The sequence below is a fragment of the Acinetobacter lactucae genome, assembly GCF_001605885.1.
Classification (GTDB): domain Bacteria; phylum Pseudomonadota; class Gammaproteobacteria; order Pseudomonadales; family Moraxellaceae; genus Acinetobacter; species Acinetobacter lactucae.
This window is the reverse complement of record NZ_LRPE01000034.1, coordinates 48505-63548: the sequence shown is the minus strand read 5'-3', so window position 1 is coordinate 63548 and position 15044 is coordinate 48505. Positions and strand designations below refer to the sequence as shown.

Sequence of the window (15044 nt, the reverse complement as noted above, 5' to 3'; positions counted from 1 at the left end):
ATACTCAAAATCTAAGTCTCTGATTTAAAATGCCACATTTTCTTACAATTTAAGAAGTCATCACTAACTTAAACTTGCTGCTCTTTTAAATACTCTTCAGTACGAATCATGGCCGCTCGCATGTTCTGAATTGCATTTTCAACGTCAGCTAAAGTTTTTGCATTTCCGCCACTTAGCGCCTGACGCCATTTACGAGCACCTGGTAAGTTTTGGAATAAACCTAAAATATGACGTGTAATGATGGAGAGTGGCGCACCTTCAGCCATGCGCTGTTCAATATAAGGCAGCATTTGTTCCATAATATCGAAACGATCTGGTGCTTCTAAATTCCAAAGCTGTCCCAGTTCAGCGAGTAGGTAAGGGTTGTGATAGGCTTCACGACCAATCATGACACCATCAACATGTTGTAAATGGGTTTGAGTTTCAGCAAACGTTTTAATTCCACCGTTAATTTCGATGGTGAGATGTGGACGTTCTTGCTTTAAACGATATACATCTTCGTAGCGTAAAGGAGGAACTTCTCGATTTTCTTTTGGAGACAAACCTTTCAAAATAGCAATACGGGCATGTACAACGAAATACGTACAACCCGTTGCCGCGACAGTATCTACGAAATGTAGCATTTCTTCGTAAGACTGCATGTCATCAATACCGATACGATGCTTCACCGTTACGGGAATATTAACCGCCTTTTGCATGGTATGAATGCATTCAGCAACCAAGTCTGGCTCTGCCATTAAGCAAGCACCGATTTTATTGTTCTGTACACGATCACTTGGGCAGCCTACATTGAGGTTGACTTCATCGTAACCCCAGTCTTCGGCCATTTTTGTGCAGGTCGCAAGCTCTTGCGGATTTGAGCCACCAAGTTGCAATACGATAGGGTGTTCTTGTGCGCTGTAGTCCAAATGACGTTTTGCATCGCCAAATAGAATCGCGCCTGTAGTCACCATTTCGGTATAAAGGATAACGTTTGGGTTAAACAACCGTGCAAAGAATCGGTAATCCTTCGTTGTCCAGTCCATCATAGGTGCGACAGAAATACGAGGTTGTAACGATTGAAGTGATTGCATAGCCAATAGACCCAAAAGTCGCTAAATTAATGAAAGGGCAGCATTATACGGGGTTTAGCCCTGAATCGACAGTGGCATTTAGCCGAGTAATTTATAACCACCCTTGTGTTAAATATAGGGAGATGATTTATAACAATTTACTTTGTTAATGAGCGAGTTGCTTTTTTTGTAAGAAAGCATCAATCACACTAAACAAAATGCAAAACATAACGAGTACAACACCAGCAAGACATGTCATGGTCCATCCACCACGATTCCATGCAAAAATCCCTAAAGCAGAGCCACCAGCTCCTCCAATAAAATAAGTCGTCATATAGATGGCATTAATACGAGATTTGGCATCTGGACGTAAACGGAAAATAATGCTCTGGTTACTGGTGTGTACCAGCGCAAGTGCCAATTGGATTAAAGCAAAACCAATAACATAAGCTGAAAGTAGAGTTTGTCCGAAATAGAAACAAATCCAACTTACCAAAAATAGCCCACACCCCATCCAAGTGAGTAATCGTGTGTAGCCTTGGTCGGCATATTTACCAATATAACGTGTTGATAAAGCGCCAAAGATACCGACTAGTGGGACTAGTCCGATAAATAGATCGGGCAAATGATGTGCCGAAGTCAAAAGTAAGGCGATGGTGGAATACAGAATACTTACTGCTGCAAATGCGAACGTACCCGTAAGTGCTCTTAATAATAGGCGCTTTTCCTCTTTTAAGAGTTGAGCCATGGAAACAAAAATTTGCCCATAGTTCATTTTCATGCGTAAGACATAAGGCAGACGACTTTTTAAGGTAAATGCCAACAGAAGCATTAATACGCCACTAACCACATATACGACTTTCCAGTGAAAAAGATTGGAAAATAAGCCAGCCAGACTGGTAGAGAGTAAAATCCCGACCAATAAGCCACTCATTAAAAAACCAATGATCTCGCCAGTTTTTTCAGGTTTTACAGTCATTGTAGCAAGTGGAATCAGGACTTGAGCTGCAACCGAAAACAAGCCCGCTAAAATTGTACCGATCCATAGCATGGGTAAGTTGACGGCAAAAGCAGACGTAAATAGACCAACTGCGCAAAGTACCATCAAAAACGGAATAGCCTTGGCCTTATTGACAATATCACCCATCGGTACAATAAAAAGTAAACCGAGGGCATAAGACACCTGAGCAAATGTCACTGTTAAAGCGGCTTGTGCTTGAGTTACAGCAAATTCTTGCTGAATCGAGTGAATCAGAGGCTGACAATAATAATTCACACCTGCACACAAGCCACATGCTGCTGCCATCAACCAAAGCAAAGGTTTATTTTGACTGATATCTTCAGGGGTAGACATGATGTTCTCTCAGTTTTATTAGGTGTATGCCGTTGCTTCAACTTCAATGAGCATGTGTTCTAGCGCAAGGCGTGGCACAGGAATGAGTGTACAGGCAGGAAAAGGATGATTTTTCCATAAATTTTGCATAATTTTAATCAAAATTTGATGTTTTTCGACTGAGTGGTCAACAACTAAAACTCTTAACACAGCAATATTACTAAGCTCTGCATTGGCGGCGTTTAAAGCATGTTGAATATTATCAAAAACTTGGTTCGCTTGTTCTTCAAAACTTGGGCTTAATTCCCCTTTGGAATTTTCGCCGCCTTGACCTGCCACATGAATAATATTCTTAAAGCTTTCTACCACAGCAACATGGCTATAACCATTTGGGGTGGGATCATATAAGGTTGATGGATTTATGATTTTAAAAGTTTCTTGACTCATTGGAACTCAACCGTTCATTAAAATTTAGATGAGTATCCAACCTCAACTTAAGTTGAGGTCAAGAGAATTTAATGTTTTAGTCTTTTCTTTCTTAATGTAATCATCATCACACCGACAATATTGAGTAGGCAGCCGACCCATTGCCACATATTGAGATGCTCATTTAAAAAAGCAACAGCAAGTAAAATTGTTAAAACTGGACCAATTGAAGCAATCATTGCTGATTGAGAGGCGCCTAGCCGTTCGATGCTTTGCATGAGCATAACGGTGGGTAGCACGGTAACTAAAAAGCCTAAGCCAATCCCATACAAGATCACGCTAGAGGGGAGTTGTAATAGAAGTTGAATTGGGTGAGGTGTGCTTAATACGTAATGAGTTAATGTGCCGATACAAGCCACAGTTAAGGCTAACCCTGTGAAATTCCAAGAACCAAATTTTTTAATGAGAGGGGGTGTTAGCAATAAATAGCCTGCAAAAGCCACGGCACTTGCAAATACGAAACTTGTACCTAGCCAGAAGTTGCCCTGAATTGGTGCGTTGTTATGTTCCTGAAGCATAACCAGCACGGTTCCACCATAACTAAGAAAAATGGCAAATAAACTTTTTGCATCTAATTTTTGTTTGTAGAGTAAGCTTGATACGATGACTGTAAGCGTGGGATATAAAAATAGAATAATTCGTTCTAGAGAGGCGCTAATAAACATGAGACCCATGAAATCGAGCCAACTTGCAAAGTAGTAGCCTAATAGACCGGCAAAAATTAAAATTAGCCAATCCTTCTTTTTTATGCCCTGATTATGATGCCTGTTAAACCAGCAAATTAATAGAAAAAACGGTAGAGCGCTTAACATGCGTAAAGCCATCAGGACCGTACCGTCTACTAATGGAGAAAGGGCATAAGTCTGTTTAATAAAGATTGCTTTTGTGCTGAATAGAAAAGCAGAGCAAAGAGCAAAAAAAGACCCGATTTGAAACGAAGATAAAGAAATTTTCATATACAGGACTGTATAAGAGAGACTATTGTCTGCAAAAAAAAGAAAAAGCTTCCTATGTTACACCTCTAAATAAATATCGTGAATCTTCAGTTCAAAATATGGGTATTTATTAAATAAATAGTGGGTGGTATTTTAAAAAAGTTCAATTAGAATCCAAATTCTGTACAAAGAATACACATGGGGGAAACATTGCAGCTTGCAATGTTTTTGACAATGAGAAATTAGCTTGAGGAACGCTCATGCAGATCGGAATCCCAACCGAAACTGTCGTCGGTGAAAATCGTGTAGCTGCTACGCCAGAGACAGTAAAGAAGTTGATTAGCGCTGGTCATGGCGTTGTGATTGAACGTGGTGCTGGTGTAAAGGCTGCGTACATTGACAGTGCTTATGAACAGGTCGGTGCAACCATTACGGATGATGCCTATACGGGTAGTCAAATTATTTTGAAAGTTCGCGCACCACAGGGCGGGGAAATTCAGAAACTTGCAGCAAATACCGCTGTTGTAGCAATGTTTGATCCTTATCGTAACACCGAGCTAGATCAGTTTGCGAATCAACAAGTGTCTGCTTTTGCTCTAGAACTGCTTCCTCGTACGCTTTCTCGTGCACAAAACATGGACGTGTTGTCTTCTCAAGCAAACTTGGCTGGTTATAAGTCAGTTTTACTTGCTGCTGCTGAATATCAACGCATGTTCCCAATGCTTATGACTGCTGCGGGTACTGTAAAGCCTGCACGTGTTGTAATCATGGGTGTTGGGGTTGCTGGTCTTCAGGCGATTGCAACTGCAAAACGTTTAGGTGCAATTGTTGAAGCGACTGACTTGCGTCCTACAGCAAAAGATCAAGTTGAGTCTTTAGGTGGTAAGTGGTTAGACGTACCAATGTCTGAAGAAGAGCAACAACGTGCAGCAGATGCCGCTAAAAATGGTTATGGATGGATGCCAGGTGAGCAGTACATCAAAGATCAGGCTGCGATTGTAGATAAAGCTGTTTCTAATGCAGACATCGTGATTACGACTGCATTGCTACCGGGTCGTGATGCGCCACGTCTGATTAAAGCTGAAACTGTTGCCAAGATGAAACCGGGCTCTGTCATTTTAGATATGGCAGTTGAAACTGGTGGTAACGTTGAAGGCTCTAAAGTGGGTGAGACTGTATTTACTGAAAATGGCGTGAAAATTTTGGGTGTCCCAAATATTCCGGCAACTGTAGCAACAGAAGCTTCTGCATTGTATGCGCGTAACGTTTTTAATTTCGTAGAGACTTTATTCGACAAAGAGAAAAACTTTGCGATTAATCAAGAAGACGAAATCCAAAAAGCCCTATTGGTCACTCATGGCGGTCAAGTACTGCTTAAGCGTGGTTAAGGAGATTTCTCATGGTTGAAACTATTACAATTTTCGTCCTTGCCATCTTCGTAGGTTATTACGTGGTTTGGGGCGTTACGCCAGCTTTGCATACGCCACTTATGGCAGTAACCAATGCGTTGTCATCTATTATTGTAGTGGGTGCGATGTTGCAAACTGTGGGTCTGCCAGTTTTAGGTGTAGATGCTAACGTTGCATTTCAAAGTGTGAATGTGGTGAGCGTACTCGGTGCGATTGCAGTATTTTTGGCAAGCATTAATATTTTCGGTGGCTTCGCAGTAACTGCACGCATGCTGGAAATGTTCAAGCCTAAGCAAAAGAAATAAGAGGGCTTTGACATGGAATTTATTCAAGCAAATGCAAACTGGTTGTACCTTGTTGGCGCAATTCTCTTTATCTTGACGCTTCGTGGCTTGTCTGGCCCTAAAACAGCAATTCAAGGTAACCGTTACGGTATGATCGCAATGGCGATTGCTGTGGTAACGACTTTCTTTGTTGCCAATAATCCAGTGATCTGGATGATCGTTGGTGCAATGGTGCTCGGTGCAATCGTAGGTATTGCACGTGCTCGTACTGTACCAATGACGCAAATGCCAGAAACTGTTGCACTTATGCACTCATTGGTTGGTTTGGCTGCTGTTCTCATTGCGATTGCTGCAATTTTGCATAACAACCAACTTACTGAACTATTCGCTCAAAATGAAGCGGCTTTAACAGCAGCTGGCGTGCAACATGCACACATGAGCAAGGTTCACTTGTTTGAATTGTTTGTTGGTTGTTTCGTTGGTGCGATTACCTTTACTGCATCTGTGTTTGCATACGGTAAATTAGCTGCGAAAAAATGGGCGAAAACAATTTCTGGTGCGTGGGTTAAACCTGTTCAAGCACTCATCTTTATTGCGATGTTGGCTTGTGGTTTCTACTTCTTCACGACTGGCAATATGACTGCATTCTGGGCAATGACAGCACTTGCACTTGCATTTGGTTGGGTTTGGATTGCACCAGTAGGTGGTGGTGATATGCCTGTAGTGGTATCGCTTCTTAACTCATTTTCTGGTTGGGCAGCAGCAGGTATTGGTTTCACACTTGAAAACAACATGTTGATCGTTGCAGGTTCGCTTGTAGGTTCATCTGGTGCGATTCTGTCGTATATCATGTGTAAAGCAATGAACCGTTCGATCATCAACGTATTGTTTGGTGGGGCAATGGGTGGTGCAGCAGTTGCATCTGCAGATAAAGGTGAACAAGTTCAACGTAACCACCGTTCTGGTTCTGCTGATGATGCTGGCTTCTTGATGTCAAATGCTGACAGTGTTGTGATTGTACCAGGTTATGGTATGGCCCAAGGGCGTGCACAAAATGCTGTAAAAGAGTTGTGTGAAATTCTAAAAGAGCAAGGTGTTCGCGTTCGTTTTGCAATCCATCCGGTTGCGGGTCGTATGCCTGGTCATATGAATGTATTGCTTGCTGAAGCAGACGTAGCATATGAAGACATCTTGGAAATGGATGAGATTAACTCGGACTTCCCTGCAACTGACGTAGTACTTGTAATTGGTGCAAACGACGTTGTTAACCCTGCTGCAAAAGATGATCCAAGCTCGCCGATTTATGGTATGCCGATTCTTGAGGCTCATAAAGCGCGTACAATCATGGTGATTAAGCGCTCAATGGCAACAGGTTATGCTGGACTAGATAACGATTTGTTCTATAACGAAAAAACAATGATGATCTTTGGTGATGCTAAGAAAGTTGTTGAAGATATGACGAAAGCAATTAACGGTACAGGCCACTAAGTTGCTTTGAAATAAAAAACCACCTTCGGGTGGTTTTTTATTTGGTTTTACTTTTAAAGAAATTTTTCTACAAGATCCATAGACTGTTGATAGAGGTCGCGTGCCAGTTGCTGGTTTTTAGCATGTGATGATTTCCAGTCTGGCATATGTGCACTGACATATTCGCCATTACGGTTTTGCCATACATCTCCAGTTGCCATTTCTGTAATGAGCTTTGCTGGAACTGAGGTTGGTACTAGTCCTAATTTCATCGCCGCATAGACAGGTTTTGGTAATTCACGATAAATATCAGAAGCAACACCGCCGGGGTGTAATGCATTATTGGTAATTGAACTTTCTGCGAGTTGCTCTGCTAATGCATTGCTAAACAGTAAATTTGCAAGTTTTGATTGCCCATAATAGAACAGGGGGTTGTAAAAACCTTCTGCACGAAATTTATTGGGTTTAATTGAGCCAACCCAGTGAGCAATCGAAGCTAGATGAATAATTCGTGCTTTAGGAGATTGTTGTAAAACTGGAAGTAATTTTTGAGTAAGTAAAAAATGGCCTAAATAATTAACCCCAAATTGTTGTTCAAAACCCTCTGTGGTTAGTTGCTTTGTTTTAGAGAATAAGCCTGCATTATTAATGAGTACGTCAAGGCTGCCATAGCGATCAGCAATTTCATCTGCTGCTTTTCGGGTTAACTCAAGGCTGTTTAAATCGAGGGAAACTAAATCGACTTGGCCTTGGTTAAGTGCGCGTAGTTTGTTTTGCGCATCTTGCGCTTTTTGTGGATTTCGGCACGCTAGAATGACATGTTGTCCTTGTTTAACGAGTTGTTCGGCTGTGGCAAAACCAATGCCTGTGTTGGCGCCCGTAATTAATATCTTCACTTTCTGTACTCCGGTTATGCTATTTATTGGTGAGAACTTTAAGAATTTGTATAGTGCGATAAATCTGACAATTTGTCATGTCAAATTTGGATATAGGTGATGATTGGTTTTTCTGGGGTGGGATATGGATATTTGAAAAGATTTAAAATCGCTATTAGATAAATAAAAAAGCGGCTCAAAAGAGCCGCTTTTTTTAAAAGCAAAATTTTAAGCAACCGACTCTGGAGCGGTACGCCATAAGCTTTCTAAATCATAGAATTTACGAGCTGTTGGTAGCATTACATGTACTACAACAAAGCCGAGATCAATTAAGATCCATTCTGCATCTCGTTCACCTTCAACGCCAATCGGGCGGAAACCGGCTTTTCGAGCTTCTTCTGCAACATTGTCAGCAAGTGCTTTGACATGGCGAGTAGAAGTACCACTTGCAATTACAATAGCATCAGCGACATTGCTAATTGAGCTAACATCTAACTGGAGAATATCTTTTGCTTTTACATCAACTAAAGCGTCGTGGACGACTTTGAGACAAGCTTGTACGTCTTTATTTGAGGTGTTCATTGCGAAATCGTGAGAATTAGACACGCTGGGCGATGGTTCTAAATTCATATAGGGTATATTTTCCTGACAATTACTCACTATCTAATATAGTGGTTTTCGCGCTAAATTTCAAACAGAAGTCGTAACAGTTTATATATTTACATCATCAGAAAAGTATTTTTTCTTCCATGTAAACGACTGATTTGAACCATTTTCAGGTTTATATTCTGCTGCAATATAGTTTTGATATGAGCTTTGCTTTAACCAAGAAAAAATTTGCTCATATGGGATTTGAGCTGTATCAGGTTCGTGGCGGCCTGGGCAGTCTGCAAATTGAATATGTCCAATTAAGTGAATATTCTCTTGTAAACCTTCAAGTACATCTTCACCCATCATCGCCATGTGATAGCAGTCATACTGCATTTTGAGAGAGGGGTGGTTGACCGCTTCGAGCATCTCTTGTGCTTGTGCAATGTTCTGCACTAAAAAGCGTGGCATATCCGTACCATTAATCATTTCGAAAACAGGCTCTATACCGTGTTCACCGAGTAAATTGCAGGCAAGTTTTAGATTAGCTGCTAAAGTTTTTAAACAAGGAAGTAAGTCGGCATCTAGCGGTTGTTTACCCGCTAAAATATTAACACGAGGAACGTTTAAAGCGGTGGCATAGCGAATAGCCAATTCTAATGCTTCATGAAAAGCTGCTTCTTGACCGGGTATGCCTGCTAAACCGTTCCCACCTTGCATAAGATCACCAGCAGGTACGTTAATTAGGCAAAGGCTAAGGTTGTAGCGTTCGAGTTGGGTTTGAATATCTTCAATCGTTAATTCATAGGAGAATTGAATTTCTACATATTCAAAGCCCTGTGCATGAGCCAGAGCGAAGCGTTCAATTAAAGGAACTTCGGTAAAAATCATGGATAAATTGACTGCAAGACGACCCATACTCAAACTCCGTTTATTTTTGCTCTATTAATTGAATCATAGTAGCTAAATCTTTCTCAGCAAAGCCATTTTTTTGGTGAGTTTGTAGCTGTAATAGAGCTTTTTGTGCAACGGGGATGTCTAAATTAACATTGTTAGCCAATGTTACTGCGTTGTTAAGATCTTTAGATAATGTTTGAACTTTCCATTGAATAGGCTCAAAGGTATGAGTTGCCATACGTGGAGTTAGAATTTGAAAGGGCTTAGAGTCTGCAAATCCGCCTGCTAAGGCTGGAGCGAGTAAAGTTGTATCTACACCCGCTCGGTCTGCAAGCGCGACAGCTTCTGCAATAAGTGCACTATTGGCTGCGACGATGAGTTGGTTACAAATTTTGGTGGCTTGACCAGTTCCTGTGTCTCCCATTCGTGTTACACGTTGAGATAGAACATTATAAATAGGCGTTAATTCTGTAATTGTTTGAGCATCACCGCCTGCAAAAATGACTAGCGTTCCTTGTTCTGCACCAGCTGTTCCACCCGAAACAGGAGAATCAATCCAAGTAACGTCATGCGCGGCAGTTGCTTGAGCAAGTGTTTTTGTTGCAGCAACAGATAAACTTGAGAAATCAACAATCACCTGTTTAGCTTTTAAGTGAGGTTGAATTTGCTCAAATACACTTTGTACGGCTTTGTCATCTGCGAGACAAGTTAAAATAACAGGATATTCGCCAATATTTATAAGATCTAAAGGCTGTGCGCCGATATCAATCAGTTCTTCACATGCAGAAGAGGTTCGGTTCCAAACAGCAACTTGAAAACCTGCCTGAATAAGACGGGTTGCCATGCGGCTTCCCATCAACCCTATACCTAAAAAAGCAATAGGGGTATTGCGATCAAAATTCATAATCTAAGCTCTTTATTTATATTGACGTGGTAAAAAATTAACTTCCGGATGTTTGTCTTTTTTACGAGCAAGTTTGCTATTTTTACCAAGTAATAATTTAAGTTGCCAGATTTTTTCTAAACGTAATGATTTTTCTGGTTGGTGCTCCATCGCATCAAGTACACGTTTTGCTGCAGTGAGCGCATCTGGTGAGCGCTGTAACATTTCAGCTGCAATTTCATTTGCTTTCTCTAGTGGGGAGTCACTTAAATGAGTGACAAGACCAATTTCTTTTGCATAATTTCCATCGAAAACACGAGCGGTTAAGGTAAGCTCTTTTGCAAGGTCAACGCCAATTAAACCTTTCAATGAACGAGTAAGTCCCATATCTGGAACTAAGCCCCAACGACTTTCCATAATCGACATTTTAGTGTCTGGGTGAGAAATTCGAATGTCGGCTGCTAAGGCAAGTTGCATGCCTGCGCCAAAACAATAACCTTCTAGTGCTGCAATCACAGGTACAGGTAAATTTTGCCAAATCAGAAATGCTTTTTGGAATAAGCTTTGTCCGGGTTTCACAAGCTCCCAAATCGCAAAGGCAGAATTTTTTGGATTATTAAGATCAGATAAATCAATTCCGGCACTAAAAACTTGTGCTTCACCTGTCAAAATCACACAACGGATCTCTCGATCTTTTTTAATAGCTTTTGCTGTTGAAACAAGTTCTTTTAATAAGGCAAAACTCATGGCATTGCGTTTGTCGGGACGGTTTAAATATACCGTTGCAATGCCATTATTTTTTTCAATACGTAAAAGTGCCATGAGATTCCCGCTTCTTTTTTTATAGATAAGCGGAGCATAACATGGCTGTAATTTGGAAACATGACAGCTCAGTCATGCCTATTTTGTAGATAGATTAGTCAGGAATCACCAATATTTGATGAGCAGCACTTTCTACTTCTTTTACAACAAGTCCTAGCTCGTCGAAGCGTCTCATAACTTCTTCAATGAAGCCTTCATCTGCTATACGGCGTTCTTTACGTAGTGTTGAAATAAATTGCTCAAAGTCACCTGTCACTTGTTGTAGTTTTGGAGTACCTACATAGCGAGTGGCGCCATAAAGACGATGTAAAACATGCTCAAGTTGAGGGAAGTCTTCAAGCTCAATGAGCTGCTGCATTTCATCTAGCTCGGTTGGGAAACTATCAACTAACATTTTAAGTAAGTCTTGAGCTAAATCTTCTTTATTTGCTGCAAGCTGCAAGCTTTGTTGCCAGTTGAGAATTTCTGGGTCTAATGCTTCTGCAACCACATGATGGTCTTTCTCTAGCGCTTTTGACGCAAAGTTGTTTTTGGTCCATTGCGTTAAAATCTGGATAATTTGTTCCATTTGAATTGGCTTGGTGACATAGTCATTCATGCCAACTTTAAGGAGTTTCTGCTTTTCATCGGCAAGGGCATGGGCTGTTAATGCAATAATTGGAAGTTGCATTTCACCATCTAAAGTTGACTCTAGCGAACGAATAGCGCGAGTTGTATCAATACCTGACATAACAGGCATTTGAATATCCATAAATACTAAATCAAATGGTTTGAGTTTTTGATCGATTCGCTCTTGGATGAGGTTGAGCGCTTCTTGACCGCTAATTGCTTTAGTCGTTTTAACATTCAGTTCTCCAAGCAGAGCTTCTAAAACAATTAAGTTAGGTAAGTGGTCATCCACTGCCAAAATGTGTAAACCCTGACCATTGAAATCTTGTTGTTCCTCTTCAAAAATAGGTTGATCATTTAATAATTGAATAAGTCCGCTTCGACTTAATGGTTGATATAGAGGTCGAGCACGATATTCATTGAGCATGTTTGGCTCAAGCGTCATTTGATAACCATAGACTGCCAAATTACCTTGATAACGACTACGGATTTCTTTTAATAACGCTTCAGTATCGCCACTATGGTCAACAATGAGCCACGTATTATCTTTTTGATCAAGATGTTTTAAACGACTAAATAAATCCAGAATCGATTGTGTCTCTATGTGAGGAACATGATAGTTTTCAAGATAATAACGTAAAACACTTGCTGTAGCAGGGTGTGCAAGATAAGACACCACTTGTAAATGCTCAAAGTGTGGATGTTCGATCTCGTAATCTTCATCTACTACAAATTGTGCGGTAAACCAGAACGTAGAACCTTTTTCTGTTGGTGCGCGCTCTTGGTTATCCTCAAAACCAATTTGACCATGCATGAGGTGAACAAGCTGTTTAGAAATAGCTAGACCTAAACCTGTACCGCCGAATTGACGTGTAACGGATGCATCACCTTGTGAGAATGATTCAAATAATTTTTTACGGTCTGTACCACTTAAGCCAATACCACTATCTTGAACACTAAAATGAAGTAGGCATTGTCCAATATCATCATGTTCCATACGAACACGAACAATAATTTCGCCGTCTGGAGTGAACTTAATCGCATTTGAAATTAAGTTAGTCAAAATTTGTTTGAAGCGTAAAGCGTCACCAATCACTTGTTGTGGAATGTTGTCGGCATAGTAAAAAGCCATAGCGATATGCTTTTGGGCAGCCAGTGGAGACAACATATCCATGACATCGAAGACAGCTTCTTCTAAATCAAATGGTGCTGTTTCTAGCTCTAATTTACCGGCATCAATTTTTGAGAAATCTAATACATCATTAATTAATGCTAATAAATGGGCAGATGACTTGCGAATAGTTTGTAGATAGAGGTTTTGTTCGTTATTTAGGTTTTGCTGGCGAAGTAATAAATGAATAAAGCCATCAATACTATTTAGAGGGGTTCGAAGCTCATGACTAATATTGGCAAGGAAAACTGATTTGGCTTGGTTCGATGAAATCGCTTGGTCACGTGCTTGACGATATGTGATGTTTTGAACTTCTAAGGTATCTAAAGTTCTGCGCAAGTCTTCTTCGGTTTGTTCGGTGTGTTCTTTTAACTCTAAAAAACTAAAGTGTAATCGTTTAACAACGTTTGCAATATCTCGCTGTAACAAGCGTAATTCACCAGTACTGTTAATGACCATATGCTGGTCTAAAGTGTCTGCATTTAAACGTTGCAACTGCATGCGAATTTCATACATCGGCGCAATCCAGCGACGTGAATAAAAATTCAAGCAAAGTAAAAGTAATAGTAAGGTCATTAAGCCAGTAATGACGAGGGCAATCAAAATACGGTAACGTGCCAGTTCTAGTGGCTGATTGTCCATTTCAATCACGAGCCAGACAGGTGCTTTTCCAGGTGTATCGCTAATCCGCAGTCCATAAATATTGTTGTGGTTATAAGAAATTGGACCAAAAAAACCATTACTTTTCGTAAAGTTTGGCCAGTAGCGATTATCGCGATAACCGATACTTAAATAGGTCTGACCATTACTGTCGATTAAAGCAGCACGTTTTAGATTTTTTTCACTAAACATGCTTTGCATGATGTGCTGGGCATGATCATATTCATCGGGCTCTAGTTCAACTAGCTTATATAAATCGATCGCGATTTGATTGTAGCGAGCTAAAATTGCAGAGGCATGATGTAGCTGTTGTTGTTTTACTGAATGTGAGGTTTCAGTTAAAACCAGAAAAGCGCCCACGCATGTTAAAATCATAATGGGCACAAAAATCAGAGCAATTAATTGCCCGTATGCATGATTCAGACGTAAGCGTTTCGATAAGGTTTTATTGAAATTAGACATGGCTACATCAGATTTATCTCTCTGTACGGCATCTTATCACGCTTTATTTTAAAACAGACGCCATTTTATAAATGACCGAGCTTTAATCGCTTTCTTGAAAAAGCATATTGAAATGGGTGCAGTACCGAGCATTTTTTCATACAATAGGCCCACCTCGATATAGGTGTTGATCATGAGTAATACACAACCTGATTTTTTAGCCGACGAATTTTTGTTAGATCACTATGTAGGTAAAACACCTCTAGTCCGTTTGCAGCGCTTGGCTTGTCATACGCAGGCAACGGTTTTAGCAAAATTGGAAGGTAATAATCCGGCAGGTTCTGTAAAAGATCGTCCAGCATATAACATGATTATGCAGGCAGAAAAACGTGGTCAAATTAAACCAGGTGATACATTAATTGAAGCAACCAGCGGTAATACAGGTATTGCGTTGGCTATGGTTGCGGCAATGCGCGGCTATAAAATGAAACTTATTATGCCGAACAATATGAGTCAAGAGCGTAAAGATGCGATGCTGGCTTATGGCGCAGAGCTGATTGAAGTAACACCACAGCAAGGTATGGAAGGTGCACGTGATTTAGCCTTGCAAATGGAAAAAGAAGGTAAAGGTCACGTTTTAAACCAGTTTGGTAATCCTGATAATGTTGAGGCTCATTACCTAACGACTGGTCCTGAAATCTGGAAGCAAACAGGCGGTAAAATTACTCATTTTGTGAGTTCAATGGGCACAACCGGTACCATTATGGGTGTTTCTAAATATTTAAAAGAACAAAACCCAGATATTCAGATTGTTGGTTTACAGCCATCCGATGGGTCAAGTATTGCCGGGATTCGCCGTTGGCCGAAAGAATATTTGCCTACTATTTTTGATAGTAGCCGTGTGGATCGTATTATTGATATTCCACAAATTGAAGCTGAAAAAACCATGCGTAAATTAGCACGTATGGAAGGTATTAGTGCTGGTACTTCTTCAGGCGGTGCAGTATGGGCATCAATCAAGATTGCTGAAGAAAATCCGGATGCTGTTATTGTTTGCATTATCTGTGACCGTGGCGACCGCTACTTGTCTACAGGTCTGTTTTCAGTACAGGACGATAACTCATAATTGAGA

Annotated in this window: 14 protein-coding genes; 4 read left to right on the top strand and 10 right to left on the bottom strand. The window is 40.5% G+C overall.

Features of this window, described 5'->3' with window-relative positions; genetic code table 11:
• Positions 1–68: 68 nt before the first annotated feature.
• The 4 genes from dusA to AWW73_RS11720 form a co-directional block, all read right to left on the bottom strand.
• Positions 69–1073, bottom strand: a complete 1005-nt coding sequence (gene dusA, locus AWW73_RS11735) for a tRNA dihydrouridine(20/20a) synthase DusA (protein WP_062849728.1) — start codon at positions 1071–1073, stop codon at positions 69–71.
• 145 nt (positions 1074–1218) lie between these two features.
• On the bottom strand, positions 1219–2406 hold the full coding sequence (locus AWW73_RS11730; protein WP_062849727.1) for an MFS transporter: 1188 nt from the start codon (positions 2404–2406) through the stop codon (positions 1219–1221).
• Between the two features lie 18 nt (positions 2407–2424).
• On the bottom strand, positions 2425–2832 hold the full coding sequence (locus AWW73_RS11725) for a RidA family protein (protein WP_062849726.1): 408 nt from the start codon (positions 2830–2832) through the stop codon (positions 2425–2427).
• A gap of 68 nt (positions 2833–2900) precedes the next feature.
• A complete protein-coding gene (locus AWW73_RS11720) occupies positions 2901–3827 on the bottom strand; it encodes a DMT family transporter (protein ID WP_061874677.1) in 927 nt (308 codons plus the stop codon).
• 239 nt (positions 3828–4066) lie between these two features.
• On the opposite strand from AWW73_RS11720, the gene AWW73_RS11715 reads away from it, so the two are divergent.
• Genes AWW73_RS11715 through AWW73_RS11705 form a run of 3 tightly spaced genes read left to right on the top strand, consistent with a single transcriptional unit; the run spans position 4067 to position 6987 of the window.
• The gene (locus tag AWW73_RS11715) at positions 4067–5194 is read left to right on the top strand and encodes a Re/Si-specific NAD(P)(+) transhydrogenase subunit alpha (protein ID WP_062849725.1); all 1128 of its coding nucleotides are present in this window, start codon (positions 4067–4069) and stop codon (positions 5192–5194) included.
• Between the two features lie 11 nt (positions 5195–5205).
• Positions 5206–5520, top strand: coding sequence for a proton-translocating transhydrogenase family protein (locus AWW73_RS11710; RefSeq protein WP_000230434.1), 315 nt, complete (start codon positions 5206–5208; stop codon positions 5518–5520).
• A gap of 12 nt (positions 5521–5532) precedes the next feature.
• Positions 5533–6987 (top strand): NAD(P)(+) transhydrogenase (Re/Si-specific) subunit beta, encoded by a 1455-nt coding sequence (locus tag AWW73_RS11705; RefSeq protein ID WP_016144344.1) that lies wholly within the window; start codon positions 5533–5535, stop codon positions 6985–6987.
• Between the two features lie 53 nt (positions 6988–7040).
• Here the strand turns inward: AWW73_RS11705 and AWW73_RS11700 are convergent, their stop codons facing one another.
• The 6 genes from AWW73_RS11700 to AWW73_RS11675 form a co-directional block, all read right to left on the bottom strand.
• The gene (locus tag AWW73_RS11700) at positions 7041–7862 is read right to left on the bottom strand and encodes an SDR family NAD(P)-dependent oxidoreductase (RefSeq protein ID WP_062849724.1); all 822 of its coding nucleotides are present in this window, start codon (positions 7860–7862) and stop codon (positions 7041–7043) included.
• A gap of 207 nt (positions 7863–8069) precedes the next feature.
• A complete protein-coding gene (gene rsfS / locus AWW73_RS11695) occupies positions 8070–8471 on the bottom strand; it encodes a ribosome silencing factor (RefSeq protein WP_001047580.1) in 402 nt (133 codons plus the stop codon).
• 81 nt (positions 8472–8552) lie between these two features.
• Positions 8553–9347 carry a hydroxypyruvate isomerase family protein gene (locus tag AWW73_RS11690; protein ID WP_062849723.1) on the bottom strand — a complete coding sequence of 265 codons (795 nt, stop codon included), beginning with the start codon at positions 9345–9347 and terminating at the stop codon, positions 8553–8555.
• Between the two features lie 13 nt (positions 9348–9360).
• Positions 9361–10230 carry an NAD(P)-dependent oxidoreductase gene (locus AWW73_RS11685; RefSeq protein ID WP_057105186.1) on the bottom strand — a complete coding sequence of 290 codons (870 nt, stop codon included), beginning with the start codon at positions 10228–10230 and terminating at the stop codon, positions 9361–9363.
• Positions 10231–10242: 12 nt separating this feature from the next.
• Positions 10243–11031: a crotonase/enoyl-CoA hydratase family protein gene (locus AWW73_RS11680; protein WP_016144348.1), complete on the bottom strand. Its 789-nt coding sequence runs from the start codon at positions 11029–11031 to the stop codon at positions 10243–10245.
• A 94-nt stretch (positions 11032–11125) separates the two neighbouring features.
• Positions 11126–13933 carry a GacS-like sensor histidine kinase gene (locus AWW73_RS11675; RefSeq protein WP_016144349.1) on the bottom strand — a complete coding sequence of 936 codons (2808 nt, stop codon included), beginning with the start codon at positions 13931–13933 and terminating at the stop codon, positions 11126–11128.
• Positions 13934–14105: 172 nt separating this feature from the next.
• Between AWW73_RS11675 and cysM the strand changes: the two genes are divergently transcribed.
• Positions 14106–15038, top strand: a complete 933-nt coding sequence (cysM, locus tag AWW73_RS11670; protein WP_016144350.1) for a cysteine synthase CysM — start codon at positions 14106–14108, stop codon at positions 15036–15038.
• The last annotated feature ends 6 nt before the right edge of the window (positions 15039–15044 follow it).